The sequence below is a fragment of the Roseateles aquae genome (assembly GCF_032337115.1).
GTDB classification, from domain to species: domain Bacteria; phylum Pseudomonadota; class Gammaproteobacteria; order Burkholderiales; family Burkholderiaceae_C; genus Roseateles_C; species Roseateles_C aquae.
Genome location: NZ_JAVXZY010000008.1, coordinates 93007 through 106898, shown reverse-complemented (window position 1 = coordinate 106898; position 13892 = coordinate 93007). Strand labels below are relative to the sequence as shown.

16 protein-coding genes are annotated in these 13892 nt (G+C 66.1%); 3 read left to right on the top strand and 13 right to left on the bottom strand.

Going from position 1 to position 13892, the window contains the following annotated elements; translation table 11 throughout:
- Nucleotides 1-76: 76 nt before the first annotated feature.
- Complete coding sequence (locus RQP53_RS18145) at nucleotides 77-1006, bottom strand: biotin synthase (protein ID WP_315652090.1); 930 nt, start codon at nucleotides 1004-1006, stop codon at nucleotides 77-79.
- A gap of 365 nt (nucleotides 1007-1371) precedes the next feature.
- On the opposite strand from RQP53_RS18145, the gene RQP53_RS18140 reads away from it, so the two are divergent.
- Complete coding sequence (locus RQP53_RS18140) at nucleotides 1372-1776, top strand: ComF family protein (protein WP_315652089.1); 405 nt, start codon at nucleotides 1372-1374, stop codon at nucleotides 1774-1776.
- Between the two features lie 21 nt (nucleotides 1777-1797).
- Nucleotides 1798-2268, top strand: a complete 471-nt coding sequence (gene trmL / locus RQP53_RS18135) for a tRNA (uridine(34)/cytosine(34)/5-carboxymethylaminomethyluridine(34)-2'-O)-methyltransferase TrmL (protein WP_315652088.1) — start codon at nucleotides 1798-1800, stop codon at nucleotides 2266-2268.
- Nucleotides 2269-2280: 12 nt separating this feature from the next.
- Here the strand turns inward: trmL and RQP53_RS18130 are convergent, their stop codons facing one another.
- The 8 genes from RQP53_RS18130 to RQP53_RS18095 form a co-directional block, all read right to left on the bottom strand.
- Nucleotides 2281-3279 carry a Bug family tripartite tricarboxylate transporter substrate binding protein gene (locus RQP53_RS18130; protein ID WP_434064120.1) on the bottom strand — a complete coding sequence of 333 codons (999 nt, stop codon included), beginning with the start codon at nucleotides 3277-3279 and terminating at the stop codon, nucleotides 2281-2283.
- 4 nt (nucleotides 3280-3283) lie between these two features.
- A complete protein-coding gene (locus tag RQP53_RS18125) occupies nucleotides 3284-4309 on the bottom strand; it encodes an NAD(P)H-dependent glycerol-3-phosphate dehydrogenase (RefSeq protein ID WP_315652087.1) in 1026 nt (341 codons plus the stop codon).
- 121 nt (nucleotides 4310-4430) lie between these two features.
- The gene (secB, locus tag RQP53_RS18120; protein ID WP_315652086.1) at nucleotides 4431-4901 is read right to left on the bottom strand and encodes a protein-export chaperone SecB; all 471 of its coding nucleotides are present in this window, start codon (nucleotides 4899-4901) and stop codon (nucleotides 4431-4433) included.
- A gap of 84 nt (nucleotides 4902-4985) precedes the next feature.
- A complete protein-coding gene (gene grxC / locus RQP53_RS18115; RefSeq protein WP_315652085.1) occupies nucleotides 4986-5246 on the bottom strand; it encodes a glutaredoxin 3 in 261 nt (86 codons plus the stop codon).
- A 35-nt stretch (nucleotides 5247-5281) separates the two neighbouring features.
- A complete protein-coding gene (locus RQP53_RS18110) occupies nucleotides 5282-5695 on the bottom strand; it encodes a rhodanese-like domain-containing protein (RefSeq protein ID WP_315652252.1) in 414 nt (137 codons plus the stop codon).
- A gap of 121 nt (nucleotides 5696-5816) precedes the next feature.
- Nucleotides 5817-7304: a methyl-accepting chemotaxis protein gene (locus RQP53_RS18105; protein WP_315652084.1), complete on the bottom strand. Its 1488-nt coding sequence runs from the start codon at nucleotides 7302-7304 to the stop codon at nucleotides 5817-5819.
- 101 nt (nucleotides 7305-7405) lie between these two features.
- Complete coding sequence (locus RQP53_RS18100) at nucleotides 7406-7837, bottom strand: type 2 periplasmic-binding domain-containing protein (protein ID WP_315652083.1); 432 nt, start codon at nucleotides 7835-7837, stop codon at nucleotides 7406-7408.
- Nucleotides 7838-7851: 14 nt separating this feature from the next.
- Nucleotides 7852-9063 carry a porin gene (locus RQP53_RS18095; protein WP_315652082.1) on the bottom strand — a complete coding sequence of 404 codons (1212 nt, stop codon included), beginning with the start codon at nucleotides 9061-9063 and terminating at the stop codon, nucleotides 7852-7854.
- A gap of 585 nt (nucleotides 9064-9648) precedes the next feature.
- Here RQP53_RS18095 and RQP53_RS18090 point away from each other — a divergent pair.
- Nucleotides 9649-9807 carry a hypothetical protein gene (locus RQP53_RS18090; RefSeq protein WP_315652081.1) on the top strand — a complete coding sequence of 53 codons (159 nt, stop codon included), beginning with the start codon at nucleotides 9649-9651 and terminating at the stop codon, nucleotides 9805-9807.
- Nucleotides 9808-9988: 181 nt separating this feature from the next.
- Here RQP53_RS18090 and RQP53_RS18085 read toward each other — a convergent pair whose 3' ends face one another.
- The 4 genes from RQP53_RS18085 to RQP53_RS18070 form a co-directional block, all read right to left on the bottom strand.
- A complete protein-coding gene (locus RQP53_RS18085; RefSeq protein ID WP_315652080.1) occupies nucleotides 9989-10876 on the bottom strand; it encodes a ribose-phosphate diphosphokinase in 888 nt (295 codons plus the stop codon).
- Nucleotides 10877-10879: 3 nt separating this feature from the next.
- Nucleotides 10880-12448 carry a thymidine phosphorylase family protein gene (locus RQP53_RS18080; protein WP_315652079.1) on the bottom strand — a complete coding sequence of 523 codons (1569 nt, stop codon included), beginning with the start codon at nucleotides 12446-12448 and terminating at the stop codon, nucleotides 10880-10882.
- Between the two features lie 159 nt (nucleotides 12449-12607).
- A complete protein-coding gene (locus tag RQP53_RS18075; RefSeq protein WP_315652078.1) occupies nucleotides 12608-13144 on the bottom strand; it encodes a hypothetical protein in 537 nt (178 codons plus the stop codon).
- Nucleotides 13145-13150: 6 nt separating this feature from the next.
- On the bottom strand, nucleotides 13151-13891 hold the full coding sequence (locus RQP53_RS18070) for a lysophospholipid acyltransferase family protein (protein ID WP_315652077.1): 741 nt from the start codon (nucleotides 13889-13891) through the stop codon (nucleotides 13151-13153).
- Nucleotide 13892: the final 1 nt, after the last annotated feature.

Here is a 13892-nt window from a genome sequence, read left to right as displayed (position 1 = left end):
CAGGGGTTGAGCCTCGCTGTGGTCTTTGTGCGTCGCCGATGCGGCGAAAAGCGTGCTCAGCGCGCCAATTCGGCGTTCACTGGCCTCCAGGGGGCGCGGTCTTGCCTCGGATCATCTCGCGCATCTGCTCCAGACTGAATTCGGTCTGCGCCGCCAGCGGTACACGCGGCACCGGTTTGAAGGCGTGACCGTAGACCAGTTCGACCGTCAGGTACAGGCGCCCGTCCGCCGCACGCAGGCGCTTGTTCAGCGCCGCTTCCAAGCGGTGGCGCCAGGCCGGCGTGCGCAGCGCCGCATAGCGCTGTGGCGCGGTATTGCCACCCAAGGCACGCAGATCGCGCAACAAGGCCGGCGCATCGGCCCAACTGAGCTTCAGGCGCTCCTGGTCCATCACCGGATCGGCAAAGCCGGCCGCCACCAATTGATCGCCAATATCGTGCATGTCCTGCCAGGCCGGCATCGGCTCGCCCCAGCCCTGCTCACGAAACAACGCGCGCAGCTCGACCAGACTGTCAGGCCCGAAGCAGGAGAACATCACAAAGCCATCAACGGCCAGCAGGCGCTGCCAGGTGGCGAAGGTCGCCGGCAGGTCAGCGCTGGCGTGGAGGTTCATGTTCGACCAGAGCAACTGGGCGCCGCCAGCAGGCAGCTCGCCCGGCGCATGGACAGCTAGCTCTGGACCGGCGCGCCACTTCTGCCACCAGGGGCGGCGCAGCGCATGTGCCGAGCGCTGCCGCAAGCCCGGCTCGCCGTCGACCAGCCACTGGACCGCCTGCGGGTAGGCCTGTTGCAGATGCTCGTGGCTGCCCGACAGCGCCGCGCCCCAGTTCAGCACGGTCGCCGGCTGCAGCTTGATATAGGCCAGCCGCTCAGCCATACGCGCCGACACCTCGGCATTCAACCAGGGCGCTGCCGTCTCGGCAGCCAGGCGGCGCGATTGGCGCTTGACAGCCAGGGCATCAACAGCGGGGGGCGGCGGGGCCGCGGACTCAGGCGAAAAAGACATCGCGGCAGTATATTGAGCCGATGGCCGCCCTGCCCTCCAGCGCAGCAATCCCCTCCATCCGAGCCAGGCTGGGACCCTGGCCACGCCCGGGCCTGTGCCCGCTGTGCGGCAGCTGGACGGCGTCTGCCCTCTGCCACGACTGCCTGGAACTGCACACATCCCGCATCGCGCGCTGCCGCACTTGCGCCCTTCCCCTGGCCGCGAGCCCGGCGAGCCAATATGGCACTGGCAGCGCGCAATGCATCGATTGCCGCCGCCAGCCCGGGCCGCTAAGCCACTGCATAGCCGCCCTGCCTTACGCCTTCCCCTGGAGCACGCTCATTCAGGCGTTCAAGTTCCAGCAACGACTCGAGCTGCTGCCGGCCTTGCTGTCGCAGATGGAAGCGGCGCTGGACGCGGCTCAAGTTCATCCGCCCAAGCTGCTGCTCTGCGTCCCTTTGTCCGCAACTCGTCTGGCCGAACGCGGCTACAACCAGGCCCATGAGCTGGCTCGCCGCCTGGCCGCGCGGCGAGGGCTGGCCTATGCGCCGATGGCGCTTGAACGCATCAAGGATCAGCACAAGCAATCGTTGCTGGACCGCGAGGCCCGCGCCAGCAATGTGCGCCACGCCTTTCTGGTCAACCCGCAAGCGACTGGGCTGCTGCAGGGCCAGCGCGTGGCCATCGTCGACGACATCATGACCACCGGCGCCACGCTGAACGAGCTGGCCCGGCTGCTGCGCCGTGCCGGCGCGAGCGAGGTCCAGGCCTGGGTGCTGGCCAGGGCCTAAGGCAGCACTAAACTTGACGCCATGTTCAATATCGTCCTGGTCCATCCCGAGATTCCGCCCAACACCGGCAATGTGATCCGTCTGGCGGCCAATACCGGCTGCCAGCTGCATCTGATCGAGCCGCTGGGCTTCTCGATGGAAGACAAGCTGCTGCAGCGCGCCGGCCTCGACTACCACGAGTACACGACCCTGCTGCGCCATGCCAGCTGGGAAGACTTCCTGGCCAACGCAAGACCTGACCCCGCGCGGCTGTTCGCCTTCACCACCCGCGGCAGCCATCCGATGACCGAGGTGCAATGGAAAGCCGGCGACTGGCTGGTCTTCGGATCGGAAACCGCAGGCCTGCCCGCCGCGCTGCGCGACAGCTTCGCGCCAGAACAGCGCCTGCGCCTGCCGATGCGGCCAGGCCAGCGCAGCCTCAACCTCAGCAATAGCGTGGCCGTGGCCGTGTTCGAGGCCTGGCGCCAGAACGGCTACGCCGGCAGCGCCTGAGCACGCGAATCGCTATTCGGGCTGGATCTTCAGCGCCGCGATCAGCCGGCCCCAGCGCTCGCGCTCGGCCTTCATCTGCAGCGCCAGGCCTTCGGGCGAACTGGCCGTGGCGCTGAAGTATTGCGTCAGCATGCGGTTGCGCAGCTCATCACTGCGGACGATGTGCTGCAATTCCTGCGACAGCCGCTCGACGATGGCCGGCGGCGTGCGCGCCGGCACCAGCATCGCCTGCCAGGAGATCGCCTCGAAGCCGCTATAGCCGCATTCCTGCAGCGTTGGCAGTTCCGGCAAGGCCGCCACACGGCCGAGGCTGCTCACCGCCAGTGCGCGCAGCTTGCCGGCCCGCACCTGCGGCATCGCGATCGCCGGCACCATGAAGGCGGCCTGCATCTCACCGGCCAGCATCGCGTTGAGCACCTGCGGGAAGCCTAGGTAAGGCACATGGAGCAGGTCAACACCGGCACGCTGCTTGAACGATTCCATCGCCAGATGCGCGGCACTGCCCTTGCCGACCGAGCCATAGTTCAGTTGCCCCGGCCGGCGCTTGAGCAGTTGCACCAGCTCGGCCACGCTGTGCACGCCGAGGCTGGCCTCGACCACCAACACATTGGGCGACGAGGCCACCAGCCCGATGGGCTGCAACTCCTTTTGCGGGTCGTAGGGCAGGCGCTTGCTCAGCAGCGGCGCGGTCACCAGCGGCCCCTGAATCGTGAACAGCAGCGTGTAGCCATCGGGCTCGGCCTTGGCCACCTGCGCGGTGCCGATATTGCCGCCCGCACCCGGCCGGTTGTCGACCAGCACGGTCTGCCCCAGGGCCTTGCCCAGCGCCTCAGCAATCGGGCGAGCGATCAGATCAGGTGAGCTGCCACCGGGAAAGGGCACGACCAGCTTGATCGGCCGCGATGGCCAGGCGGCTACCGCGGCCACGCTTCGCTCGGCCAGCATCACGCCCACCGCGCCCATCGCAGCCATCAAGGCCGCACGCCGTTCCACATCCGGCCAGCGTTTCATGGCCTCAATGCTCGGCGCGCGCGCGCCGCCCCATCAGCAAATCGACCGCTGCAGCCGGGCTCAGGCGGCCTTCGAGCACGGCGACCACGGCTTCGGTGATAGGCATGTCCACCCCCTTGGCGCGGGCGCGGGCCAGCACCGTAGGCGCGCTGTAAACGCCTTCGGCCACATGCCCCAGATCGACGAGGATCTGCGCCAGCGGCAGCCCCTGCGCCAGCATCAAGCCGACGCGGCGATTGCGCGACAGATCGCCGGTCGCCGTCAACACCAGGTCGCCCATGCCGGACAGGCCCATGAACGTTTCGCTGCGCGCGCCGAGCGCCAGCCCCAGGCGCAGCATCTCGGCCAGGCCACGGGTGATCAGTGCCGCGCGGGCATTCAGCCCCGGTGCCGAGCCGACCGGACCTTTCGCCTCGGCCGCCAGGCGCAGCCCATCGGCAATGCCCACCGCGATGGCCATCACGTTCTTCACCGCCCCGCCGACCTCGACACCGACCGGATCGTTGGAGGTATAGATGCGCAGCCGCTCACTATGAAAGATATTGACGGCGGCCTGCGCCAGCGCCTCATCTTCGCTGGCGGCCACCAGGGCCGTCGGCTGATCGGCCGCCACCTCTTGCGCGAAGCTCGGGCCGGACAGGATGCCAACGCGCAGCGCCTTGCCGCTCTGCGGCTGCAGTTCGCGGGCAATCTCATGACCGAGCAGGCCACTGCCCGCCTCAAAGCCCTTGCACAGCCAGAGGCAGCGGCTGCCGGCCGGCAACTGGCCCAACATCTCGCGCAGCGCGGCCATCGGCGTGGCGATGATGATCAAGCCCTCGGCCGCGTGGGCCATGGCCTGCGGCAGATCGGCGCTGATCTGCAGCGCTGCCGGCAGCTCGGTCTCAGGCAGATAGCTGTTGCGCCGACTGGCCTGCATCTCGGCGGCGGCCGAAGGGCTGCGCGCCCACAGCAGCACCTCATGGCGGGCGGCGGCTTGAACGGCCAAGGCCGTGCCCCAGGCGCCGGCTCCCAGAATACTGATCTTCATGGTGTCCATCATGCGCTGATCTGCAGCGCCGCAAAAGACAACGCGCCCGTGTGTCGCTCCTGGCTGGAGTCCCGCACGAACGCGTGGCTGGCAAAGGCCGCGATGCCGCGGCCGATGGCGATCAGTTGACCGTGGCTGCGGCCTGGCCGTTTTGCTGGGCCAGCTGCGCCTGCTGGCGCGCCTCAAACATGGCCTGGAAGTTGACCTCGGTCAGCAGCACGGGCGGGAAGCCGGCGCGGGTGCAGACGTCGGACACCACGGCACGCAGATAGGGGTAAATCATCTGCGGGCAGACGATGCCCAGAATGCCTTCGACCTGGTCTTGCGACAGATTGCGGATCTCGAAGATACCGGCCTGCTTGGCCTCGATCAGGAACAGGGTCTTTTCAGCCAGCTTGGTGGTCACGGTGGCGGTCACCGAGACTTCGAACAGGCCTTCGGCAATGGGCTCAGCGGCAAGCGCCAGATTGATGTCAACCTGGGGCTGAGTCTGATCCAACAGAATCTGCGGCGAATTGGGTTGCTCCAGCGACAGGTCCTTCAGGTACATGCGCTGAATCTGGAATACCGGGGCGTTGTTCTCTTCGGCCATGATGTCTTTCGTCGGTGAAGCCGCAGCGCTGACACGCACCGCGACAGTGGCGCGCATTATGACTCAGCGCGCCGCTCCACCATTTCAGCCGGCCTGCAGCAAGGCCTGCAAGCCACCGCGCTGGTCCAGCGCAATCAGCTCATCGCAGCCACCGACATGGGTGTCGCCAATAAAGATCTGCGGCACCGTGCGCCGCCCGGTCAGCGCGACCATCGCATCGCGCTCCTGAGGATTCAGGTCGACGCGCACTTCTTCAATGCGCTCGACACCGCGCTGGCGCAGCAAGGCCTTGGCCCGCACGCAATAGGGACACACCTGCGTGGTGTACATCTTCACTCGGCTCATTGCCCAAGCTCCACGGCTAGCGACCGGGGCGGCGCTCAAGCGCCCGCCTTCTCGATCGGCAGATTGGCCTCACGCCAAGCGCGCAGGCCGCCGGCCACGGGCAGCACCCGCTCGTAGCCAAGCTTCGCCAGCATGCCAGCAGCGCGCTGCGCGCGCGCGCCACTTTGGCACAGCAGCACCAGCGGCAGGGCCTTGTTACTGGGCAGCTGCTTGCTTTGCTCCAGTGTGGCAAGCGGGATGTTGCGAGCGCCGACCGCGTGGCCAGCCGCATATTCCTCGGCTTCGCAGACGTCGATCAGCACGCCCTTCTCGCGGTTGATCAGCTGCACCGCTTCCGCGGTGCTGATGGCGCCGGCACCGCCAGCACGGGAGAGTGAGGTCCACAGCAGCATGCCGCCCGAGACCAGGGCGGCCAGAACCAGGAACCAGTTGTCGATCAGGAATTTCAAGGCGATACCTCGGGTGCAGGGGAGCGGATTATAGGAAGTGCCTTTGAGAGTGCGGTGCGAACCACAAAAAAGGCGACGGCGCCCGAAGGCGCCGTCGCTGTGCAACGAAGCTCGGTAGCGCTCAGTCGCCATGCCCCAGTTTGAAAGTCGAGACGGCCGACTGCAGCGACTTGGCCTGCTGCTCCAGGCTGCTGGCCGCCGCCGCAGCTTCCTCGACCAAGGCCGCATTCTGCTGCGTCATCTGGTCCAACTGGCCGATCGACTGATTCACCTGCGTGATGCCCTGGCTTTGCTCGGCCGAGGCCGCCGTGATCTCGCCAATGATGTCGGACACCCGCTGCACGCTGGCGACAATCTCACTCATCGTCGCGCCGGCGTTCTGCACCAGGCGACTGCCGGACTCGACCTTGTCGACACTGGCACCGATCAGCGACTTGATCTCCTTGGCCGCTTCCGCCGAGCGCTGCGCCAGCGAGCGCACCTCGCCGGCCACCACGGCAAAGCCGCGGCCCTGCTCGCCGGCCCGGGCCGCTTCCACGGCCGCGTTCAGGGCCAGGATATTGGTCTGGAAGGCGATGCCGTCGATGACGCCGATGATGTCATTGATCTTCTTCGAACTGGCGTTGATCTCGTCCATGGTGGTGACCACCTGGGACACGACCTCGCCGCCCTTTTGTGCCACCGTAGCGGCCGAACCGGCCAGTTGGTTGGCCTGGGCCGCTGCGTCGGCGCTCTGGCGCACCGTCTCGGTCAGCGTCTGCATATTCGAGGAGGTCTGCTCCAGCGACGTCGCCTGTTTCTCTGTCCGCACCGAGAGATCATGGTTACCGACCGCGATCTCGCGCGACGCCACGGTGATCGAGTCGGTGCCGGTGCGCACATTGGCGACAATGGCCGCCAGCCCTTCGGCCATCTCGCGTACCGCCGCCAGCAGGCTGCGGTCAGCACCCGGCGCCACCTCGATACGCTGCGACAGATCGCCCTCGGCCATATGGCGCATCACCTCGGCCGCATATTCAGGCTCGCCGCCCAGCTGGCGCCAGACGCTGCCGATCACCAGATAGGAGCCAATGCCCAGCACCGTCACAACGACCAAGCCGCTGACGACGATCGCCGTCAGGCTGGCCGAGACCCCCGATTTGGCACGCTCCAGTCCGGAATCGAAACCTTCACGCGCATCGGCGCGGGACTCGTTGAGCACGGTTTCAAACGCCTTCAACGCCGCCTGCATCTTCGGGATGGCGCCGGCCTGATCGCCCTGCTTGATGCCCAGAAACAGCTGCGCGGTCTCGACCGAGGCCGCGTAATAGGTTTCGAAGCCCGACTGCAGCTTGCCAGCAATCTCGCCCTTGCCCTGCACCGACTTGATCGTGCCCAGCGTCTTGCGCATGGCAGCCGCACGGTCGTTGGCTTCATCCAGTCGCTTTTTCTCGCCTTCGGCAACGGCACTCTGGATCGTCGCGCTGAGACCATCAAGCTGGGCTGCCAACTGCTCGGTGGCATCGTGATACGGCGCATAGACATCGCCGACCAACTGGATGGCCCCCGAGGTGCGGGTCGAATACACGAGCACCACGGCAATGCCGAGCGCGAAAATCACGGCTGCCATCGCAGGCAACAGCCAGATTCGTGTCTTAACGTTCATCAAGGTCTCCTTCGCTGGACCGCGGGCCGACCTCCAGGTCGGCCCTACACATCGATTCTCTACAGTCAGTCGACGCTCAATACGACCTTAACCGTGGCATCTACCGCCGATTTCTCGATATAGGCGATCGCGTCGGGATTGGCGGCCACAAATTTCTTGGCCTCGGCCGCACTGGCGAGTTCCTTGGGCGGCGTGGCCTTGCCGGAAAACACCAGGCGCGACCAGGCGGCCTTCACCTGCGCCGCCTGCTTGCCAGTCACTTTGCTGTAGAACTGGTCGCGCACCGCCGAGCTTTCGGGCAGGTCCACCGCCTGAGCAGCTGCACCACTGGGCAAGCTATTGCTCTTGCCAAGAAAGATGCTGGCGACCTGGTCGGCGGTCATGCTGGCCGTGGCGCTCTTGGGGTTGACGATCACCGCCACCTGGGCCTGGGCAAGACCTGCCCCCCAGAATGTCAGCAAGAGGCAGACAGTCCTGATCAATGACTTGAACTTCATGCTTGACCTCCCGCTTAGAACACCAGATCCACAGCGACGCTGTAGACATTGACGTTGCCGCCGGCGCCAAAGCCAGGCTGCGGGTTCGCGAACAGGCCCGGCCCATCCGGTTTGATCCGCTCGAACTGGGTCTTGACCGCGATATTGCGGTAAGCATCCCAGCGCAGGCCGATGGCGGTGGTCTTCTGCCGGTTGCTCTGCGCCTGGACCGTGCCATCCACCGTCGCCTTCAGCACATTCAGCTGTGGGCTGACGCCCGCCGGAATCGTGTTGACCACATTGCTGTCGTCCTCCTTCAGTTGCGACAGCGTGACATAAGGCGTGAACTTGCCAAAGCGATGGCCCAGGGTGACATACCAGCCGGTGGTATCCGGCACATAGGACTCGGTCTTGCGCTTGGTGTATTCGGTCATGACCAGCCAATCGTTCTGATCCCAGCTGGCGCCAATGCCGGTGAAGCTGGCCTTCTTGCTGGTGGCGTCAAGCTGATCGCCGACCGAGGCAAACGGCGTCGCACGCAGCACACCAACCAGCTGTGCCAGCGATTCGCTGTGCACCGTCAGTTTGCCCTGCACATGGCCGAAGCGCAGGCTCAGGCCGTTGTCCAACTCGGCCGTCAAGTTGATGCCTGCCAGGCTCTTCATATCGACCTTGACACCCTCGAACTTGGAGTCGGACTTGCCGCCGAACAGCTGCGCGGTCAGCGTCGCCGATCCCACAGGCATTTGGTAGCTGACGTCAGCGCCATCGAAATGGCTGACCGGCACCTGGCCATAGACGTCTTGCGGCGGGCGCAGCCAGGTGTTGGCATAGCCGGCATCACGGAAATCAGACACGGCGAAGAACGGGCCGCCCATGCGGCCTACACGCACTGCCAGCGAAGGCGAAATCTGCGCCTTGCCAAAGGCCCACTCCAGCTCAGGCTTGTAGTTGCCATCGCCGTTCTGCTTGGTCAGCAGCTGCGCGGTGGCCGAAAACATCTGGTTGAACTTGGCCGTGGCCTGCAAACCCAGCTTGGTGTCCACATCACCGCTGACCGACTTGGTCGCACCGCGGGGTTGGCCCGAAATGACGAAGTCAGCATCGTTGCTGTTGGTGCCGACCAGGCCTATCGTGGCAAAGCCGGAAAACGAGAACATCGACTCACCGCTTTGCTGAGCCTGTGCAGCCACTGCCAGTGCGGCAAGGCTCAGCGGGGCGAGTCGCCAGGGTTTGACAAACTTCATCAAGGTCTCCTTTGTTCTGAAGAAAAAAGCACAGCCGGCCCCAGGCACCTTGCCTGCCGCCGGCCATCACCTAAGCGTTCTCGGCACAAATTTGTGCGGCTTGAGCACAAACTGGTGTCGCAGGCGACAGCCAATCTCACTGCGCGCTTCAAGCGGGCCAAGCTTCAGAAGCCTCCGGCGACACACGGCCGGCAAGCGCCGATGACCGGCAGCGTCTTGACCCGAAGCGGGCTCAGTAGCAACACCTCCGCGTCGGCCAAGCCGCAGGGACAGGTGTTCAAGCATGCGGCGCCTGACTTCGATGGGGCTTACACCTCGGTATTCAGCTGTGCACTCTGGACGTTTTGACGCCTTTTCAATCCGCGCCATGCAAGATGGGGCTTGAACGCCCAGAGCAGCCTGCGCGGCGATGGCGCTGAGGCCAGCCGGGCAAGCGAGTCGCGGTCGAATCCGCCGAGCCGGCACCGCGCCTTCGGCAGCAGTGGTGGCGAGCCGATTGGGCCACGCTCGCGGCATGGGGCGCGGCCGAGGTTCGAAGGCCTGCGGCGCAGGCCTGCCCGCAGCCTTCCAACAGGGAGCGAGAGCATGGCGCCCGCCATCAAGGCCGGCAAACGCGTCGACATCGCGGCTCATGGCTGCAGCATACGCGCCCTGCCCCGCGATGTGGACAGCTTCGTCAGAGCCCAGATCGCCCGCCGCAACGACTGCGCGCCTCGGCAGCGACTGCCGGCAAGCGCGACTTGAGGCGTGCTGCAGGCGGATTGCCTGGGAGGCGCACCCCCAGCAGCCTCGGCCACGATCCCGCCGCGCAGCCTGGGCAAGGCCTGACCCCGATTGCTTGTAACAGGCCCGACAGTGTGACCAGCAAGCAACAAAAAAGCGCCCCTGCGGGCGCTGGTCAGGGCATGGCAGGGTCAGGCCTTGCTCAGCCGAGCAAACCCTGAAGCGCTTCGCGCAGCAAGGGGGCGACGCTGACCGCGTTGCTGGCGTGCGGCACTGCATTGCTGCTCCAGACATGGCGCACGCCGGCCGCCTGCAGCGCCGGCAGTGCATCACCATTGAAGAGCGCATGGGTCACGGCCACGTCTACCGAGGCGGCGCCACGGGCCAGCAGGCCCGAGGCGGCGCCGATCAGCGTGCGGCCGGTCGAGGCCATATCGTCCAGCAGCACAACCGGGCGTCCGGCCACATCGATGTCCGGCAAGGCCAGCTCAACCTGATGATCGCCATGGCGCACCTTGTGGCCCACCGCGGCCTGCAAGCCCGCTGCCGCCGCCGCTTCGCGCACCCACTGCCCGGATTCCTCGTCCGGCCCGATCAGCACCGCACCCGGCACTTCGCGGGCGATCCAGGCCCCGAGCACCGGCGCTGCAGACAGCGCAAGACCTGTCCCCGGCGGCATCACCTCATCGAGGCTGGCGATGCGGTGCAGATGCGGGTCTATCGTCAACACATGGTCGAACTGGCTGGCCAGCAGCCGCGCGATATGGCGCTGGCTGACCGCCTCGCCGGGCGTGAACTCAATGTCCTGGCGCATATAGGCCAGGTAGGGCGAGACCAGCAACAGCCGCCGCGCGCCCAGCTCGCGGGCTGCGGGCGCGGCGATCAGCAGCTCAACCAGCTTTTCGTTCGGTTGCTGCAGGCCGCGCAGCAGGATCACCGTGTCAGGCAGCGGCTTGGGCAGCACCAGGCGCAGCTCGCCATCGGGAAAGCGGTGGCGGCGCACAAAGGCCAGCGGCAGGGCCAGCGCCTCGGCCAGCTCGGCAGCCAGCGCGGTTTCATCATCAAAAGCCAGCAGCAAGGAGGTGCTCATGGTTTACATCGAAAAAAGTGAGCCGCTGGCGAATTCGCGCGGGCTTTGTTCAGGGCTGCCGATCTGGTAGCCACAGTCTTTGTCGGCATGATCGCCGGCAAAGCGCAGATCGGCCTCGAATTCGGCGTGAATGCGGTAGAGCGTCTCGCCGCGGCGCACCGGATCGCCAAGCTTCTTCAGCAGATCCAGCCCGGCGCCGCTGACCTGCGGCGCACCGGCCAGCCGGGCGATGCGGGCCAGGCGCAGATTGTCCATGCCGACCACCACGCCATCGGCCGGCGCCGGCACCTCAACCCGCAGCGCGCCGATGGCCGGCACCTCCTGACGGCGCCCCTGGGCATCGATGATGGCGTTCATCTGCGCCAGCGCGCGGCCGGATTCGAGAATGTCCCGAGCAATCGCATAGCCCTGGCCGCCGCGCACATCGGGGTCGAACTCGATCATGCGACCGGCCAAACGCAGCGCCTTCTGCCGCAAATCATGCGGCGCGGCCGGATCGCCCTGCAGCACCTGCATCACATCGCGCGCCTCCAGCACTGGGCCGATGCCGCGGCCAATCGGCTGGCGGCCATCGGACAGCACCACGTCAAGCTGCAGGCGCAGATGGTTGGCGACGAACTCGAACAGCTTTTTCAGCCGCTGCGCCTCGGCCATCGAACGCACCTTGGCGCTGGGGCCGACCGGAATGTCCAGCACCAGATGGGTGGAGCCGGCCGCGATCTTTTTGGACAGGATGGAGGCCACCATCTGCCCTGGCGAGTCGATCGACAGCGGCCGCTCAACCGAGATCAGAATGTCATCGGCCGGCGACAGATCGGCCGTGCCGCCCCAGGCCAGGCAGGCATGGGTGTCGCGGACGATCTGCACCATGCGCTCAAACGGCAGCTCCACCTCGGCCAGCATCTCCATGGTGTCGGCCGTGCCCGAGGGCGAGGTGATGGCACGCGAGCTGGTCTTGGGGCAGAGCATGCCGTGGGCCGCCACAATGGGCACGACCAGCATCGAGGTTCGGTTGCCCGGAATGCCGCCGATGCAGTGCTTGTCGACCACCAGACCGGCGCCGATCTGGTGCTGCCAATCGAGCTTGCGGCCGACAGCAATCATCGCCTCGCTCAGGTGCAGCACCTCTTCGCGGTCCAGCTCGTACTGGTTGGTGGCCACCACAAAGGCGGCCAGCTCGATCTTGGAATAGCGCGCCGCCGCCACGTCGGCAATGATGGCGGCGATGTCTTCGCGGCCCAGGCGCTCGCCATTGATCTTGCGATGCAGGGCCGGGATCGAGCGCGGCGGCTCGGCATGGGCAATCCGCGCCTCATGCCCCTCCGGCACGGCCAGGCGTGCGAAAGCGTCCTCACTGACGCCCAGTTCGCAGGCGCTGACGATGCGCTCATCGTCAACCACATTGAGCACCGCCAGAATGGTTTGCCCGTTGGCATGGATCTCCACCTTGGCCAGGGCCTGAAAGCCGGCGGCGCGAACGATGGGGCAGTCACGGTGCAGATAGGCGACGTTCTCGCGCCAGGTGTCGATGCCGACACGGCGGATTTGCAGCTGCTGAATGGCTTCGGTCATGCGCGGCGCGATCCTGCAAAAAGAAAGTGGTGGCACAACTGTGACACAGCGTCGCCTCGGCCCGGCGCGCAAGACCCCGAATAATTGAGGCGGATCAAGGCTGCCCGTCTTGCCAGGCGGCGCAGCAGTGCCGTGGCGCTGCTGCCAACTCGATCCGGTTCAATCCTTGCCGAAAATCTGCAAGGTCGCCGGCTCGCCGTACAGCGACTCGTAGTGCAACACGATGCGCATGCGCTTGAGCAGCTTGACCAGTTCCTCGGACGACTTCGCACAGCGCCCATCGATGCTGCGCAGCACCTGCTGGCGGCTGTTGACGCGATAGAAATGCACCAGATTGCCGGTGCCGTAGCAGCCCGGCTGCTCGCCCAGCGCGCGCAGCATCTCGTTCAGGTCGCTGACCGGCTTGCCATCGGCGTAAAACTCGGCCCGGGTCGCCTTGGCTGGGCCCAAGCCGCTGTTGAGCACGAAGCTGCTCCAGGCGCCGTCGAGCTCGGTGTTGATCTCGCTGTCCAGGATAGGCTGCACCATCAGGCGGTTGTGCTTCTGGATCGTATAGCCCTGCCACAGCGAGGTGCCGAGCGCGCAGACGGCCACGATCATCGTGCGGGTACGTATCGCCGCCACCGTGGCCAGCCGGCGCTGGACTTTTTGCTTCAGCGATGGGGCCACACTACTGCCCTCGTGGTTCTGACTCATGGTCTGTCACTCTTGCGAAAGCGCCGCAGCAATCAGCTCGCGCAGGTGCTCGGCGAGCAGGCGCCGGTCGGCATGGCTGCTGGCGACGGCGGGCAGCAGTTGGAGATCGATGGCCAGGCCGCGGGCGCACAGCACGCGCCAGAGGCTTTGCAGCAAGGTGGTGTTGCCGATGAAGCGGGCCGAGCTGCTGAAGCGCTCGCCGGGCTCATGCCAGCGCAGCACCAGCGGCTGCACCGGCACCTCGGCGCTGATCGCCGCCTGCAGCAGATTGCCGTGGAAAGGCAGCAGCTCGGGGCCGGCACCGGTCGTGCCCTCAGGGAAAAAGGCGACGGTATCGCCATCACGCAGCGCCGCAGCGGTCTGATGGACGACGCGCAGCGCATCGCGCTTGCTGCTGCGTTCGATGAACAGCGTGCCCACACCCGCCGTCAGCGCGCCGACGACCGGCCAGTGCTTGACGTCGGCCTTGGAGACGAAGCGGGCCTCGGGCAGCAGCGCATGAACGGCGGCGATATCCAACCAGGACACATGGTTGGCCGCCAGCAGCTTGGCGCCTGCATGGGCCCCACCGCTGTGGCTATAGCTGACGCCCAGAATTCGCAGCATCTTGGCCGACCACCATTTCACCCGCACATGGCGCTGCGCCAGGCTGAAGCGGCCGAAGCACAGCTTGATCAGTGCCAGGCCATGCAAGATGTGCAGCGCCAGCCTCAGCAGGCGCCAGAGCGCGATCAGAGCTCTGAACACC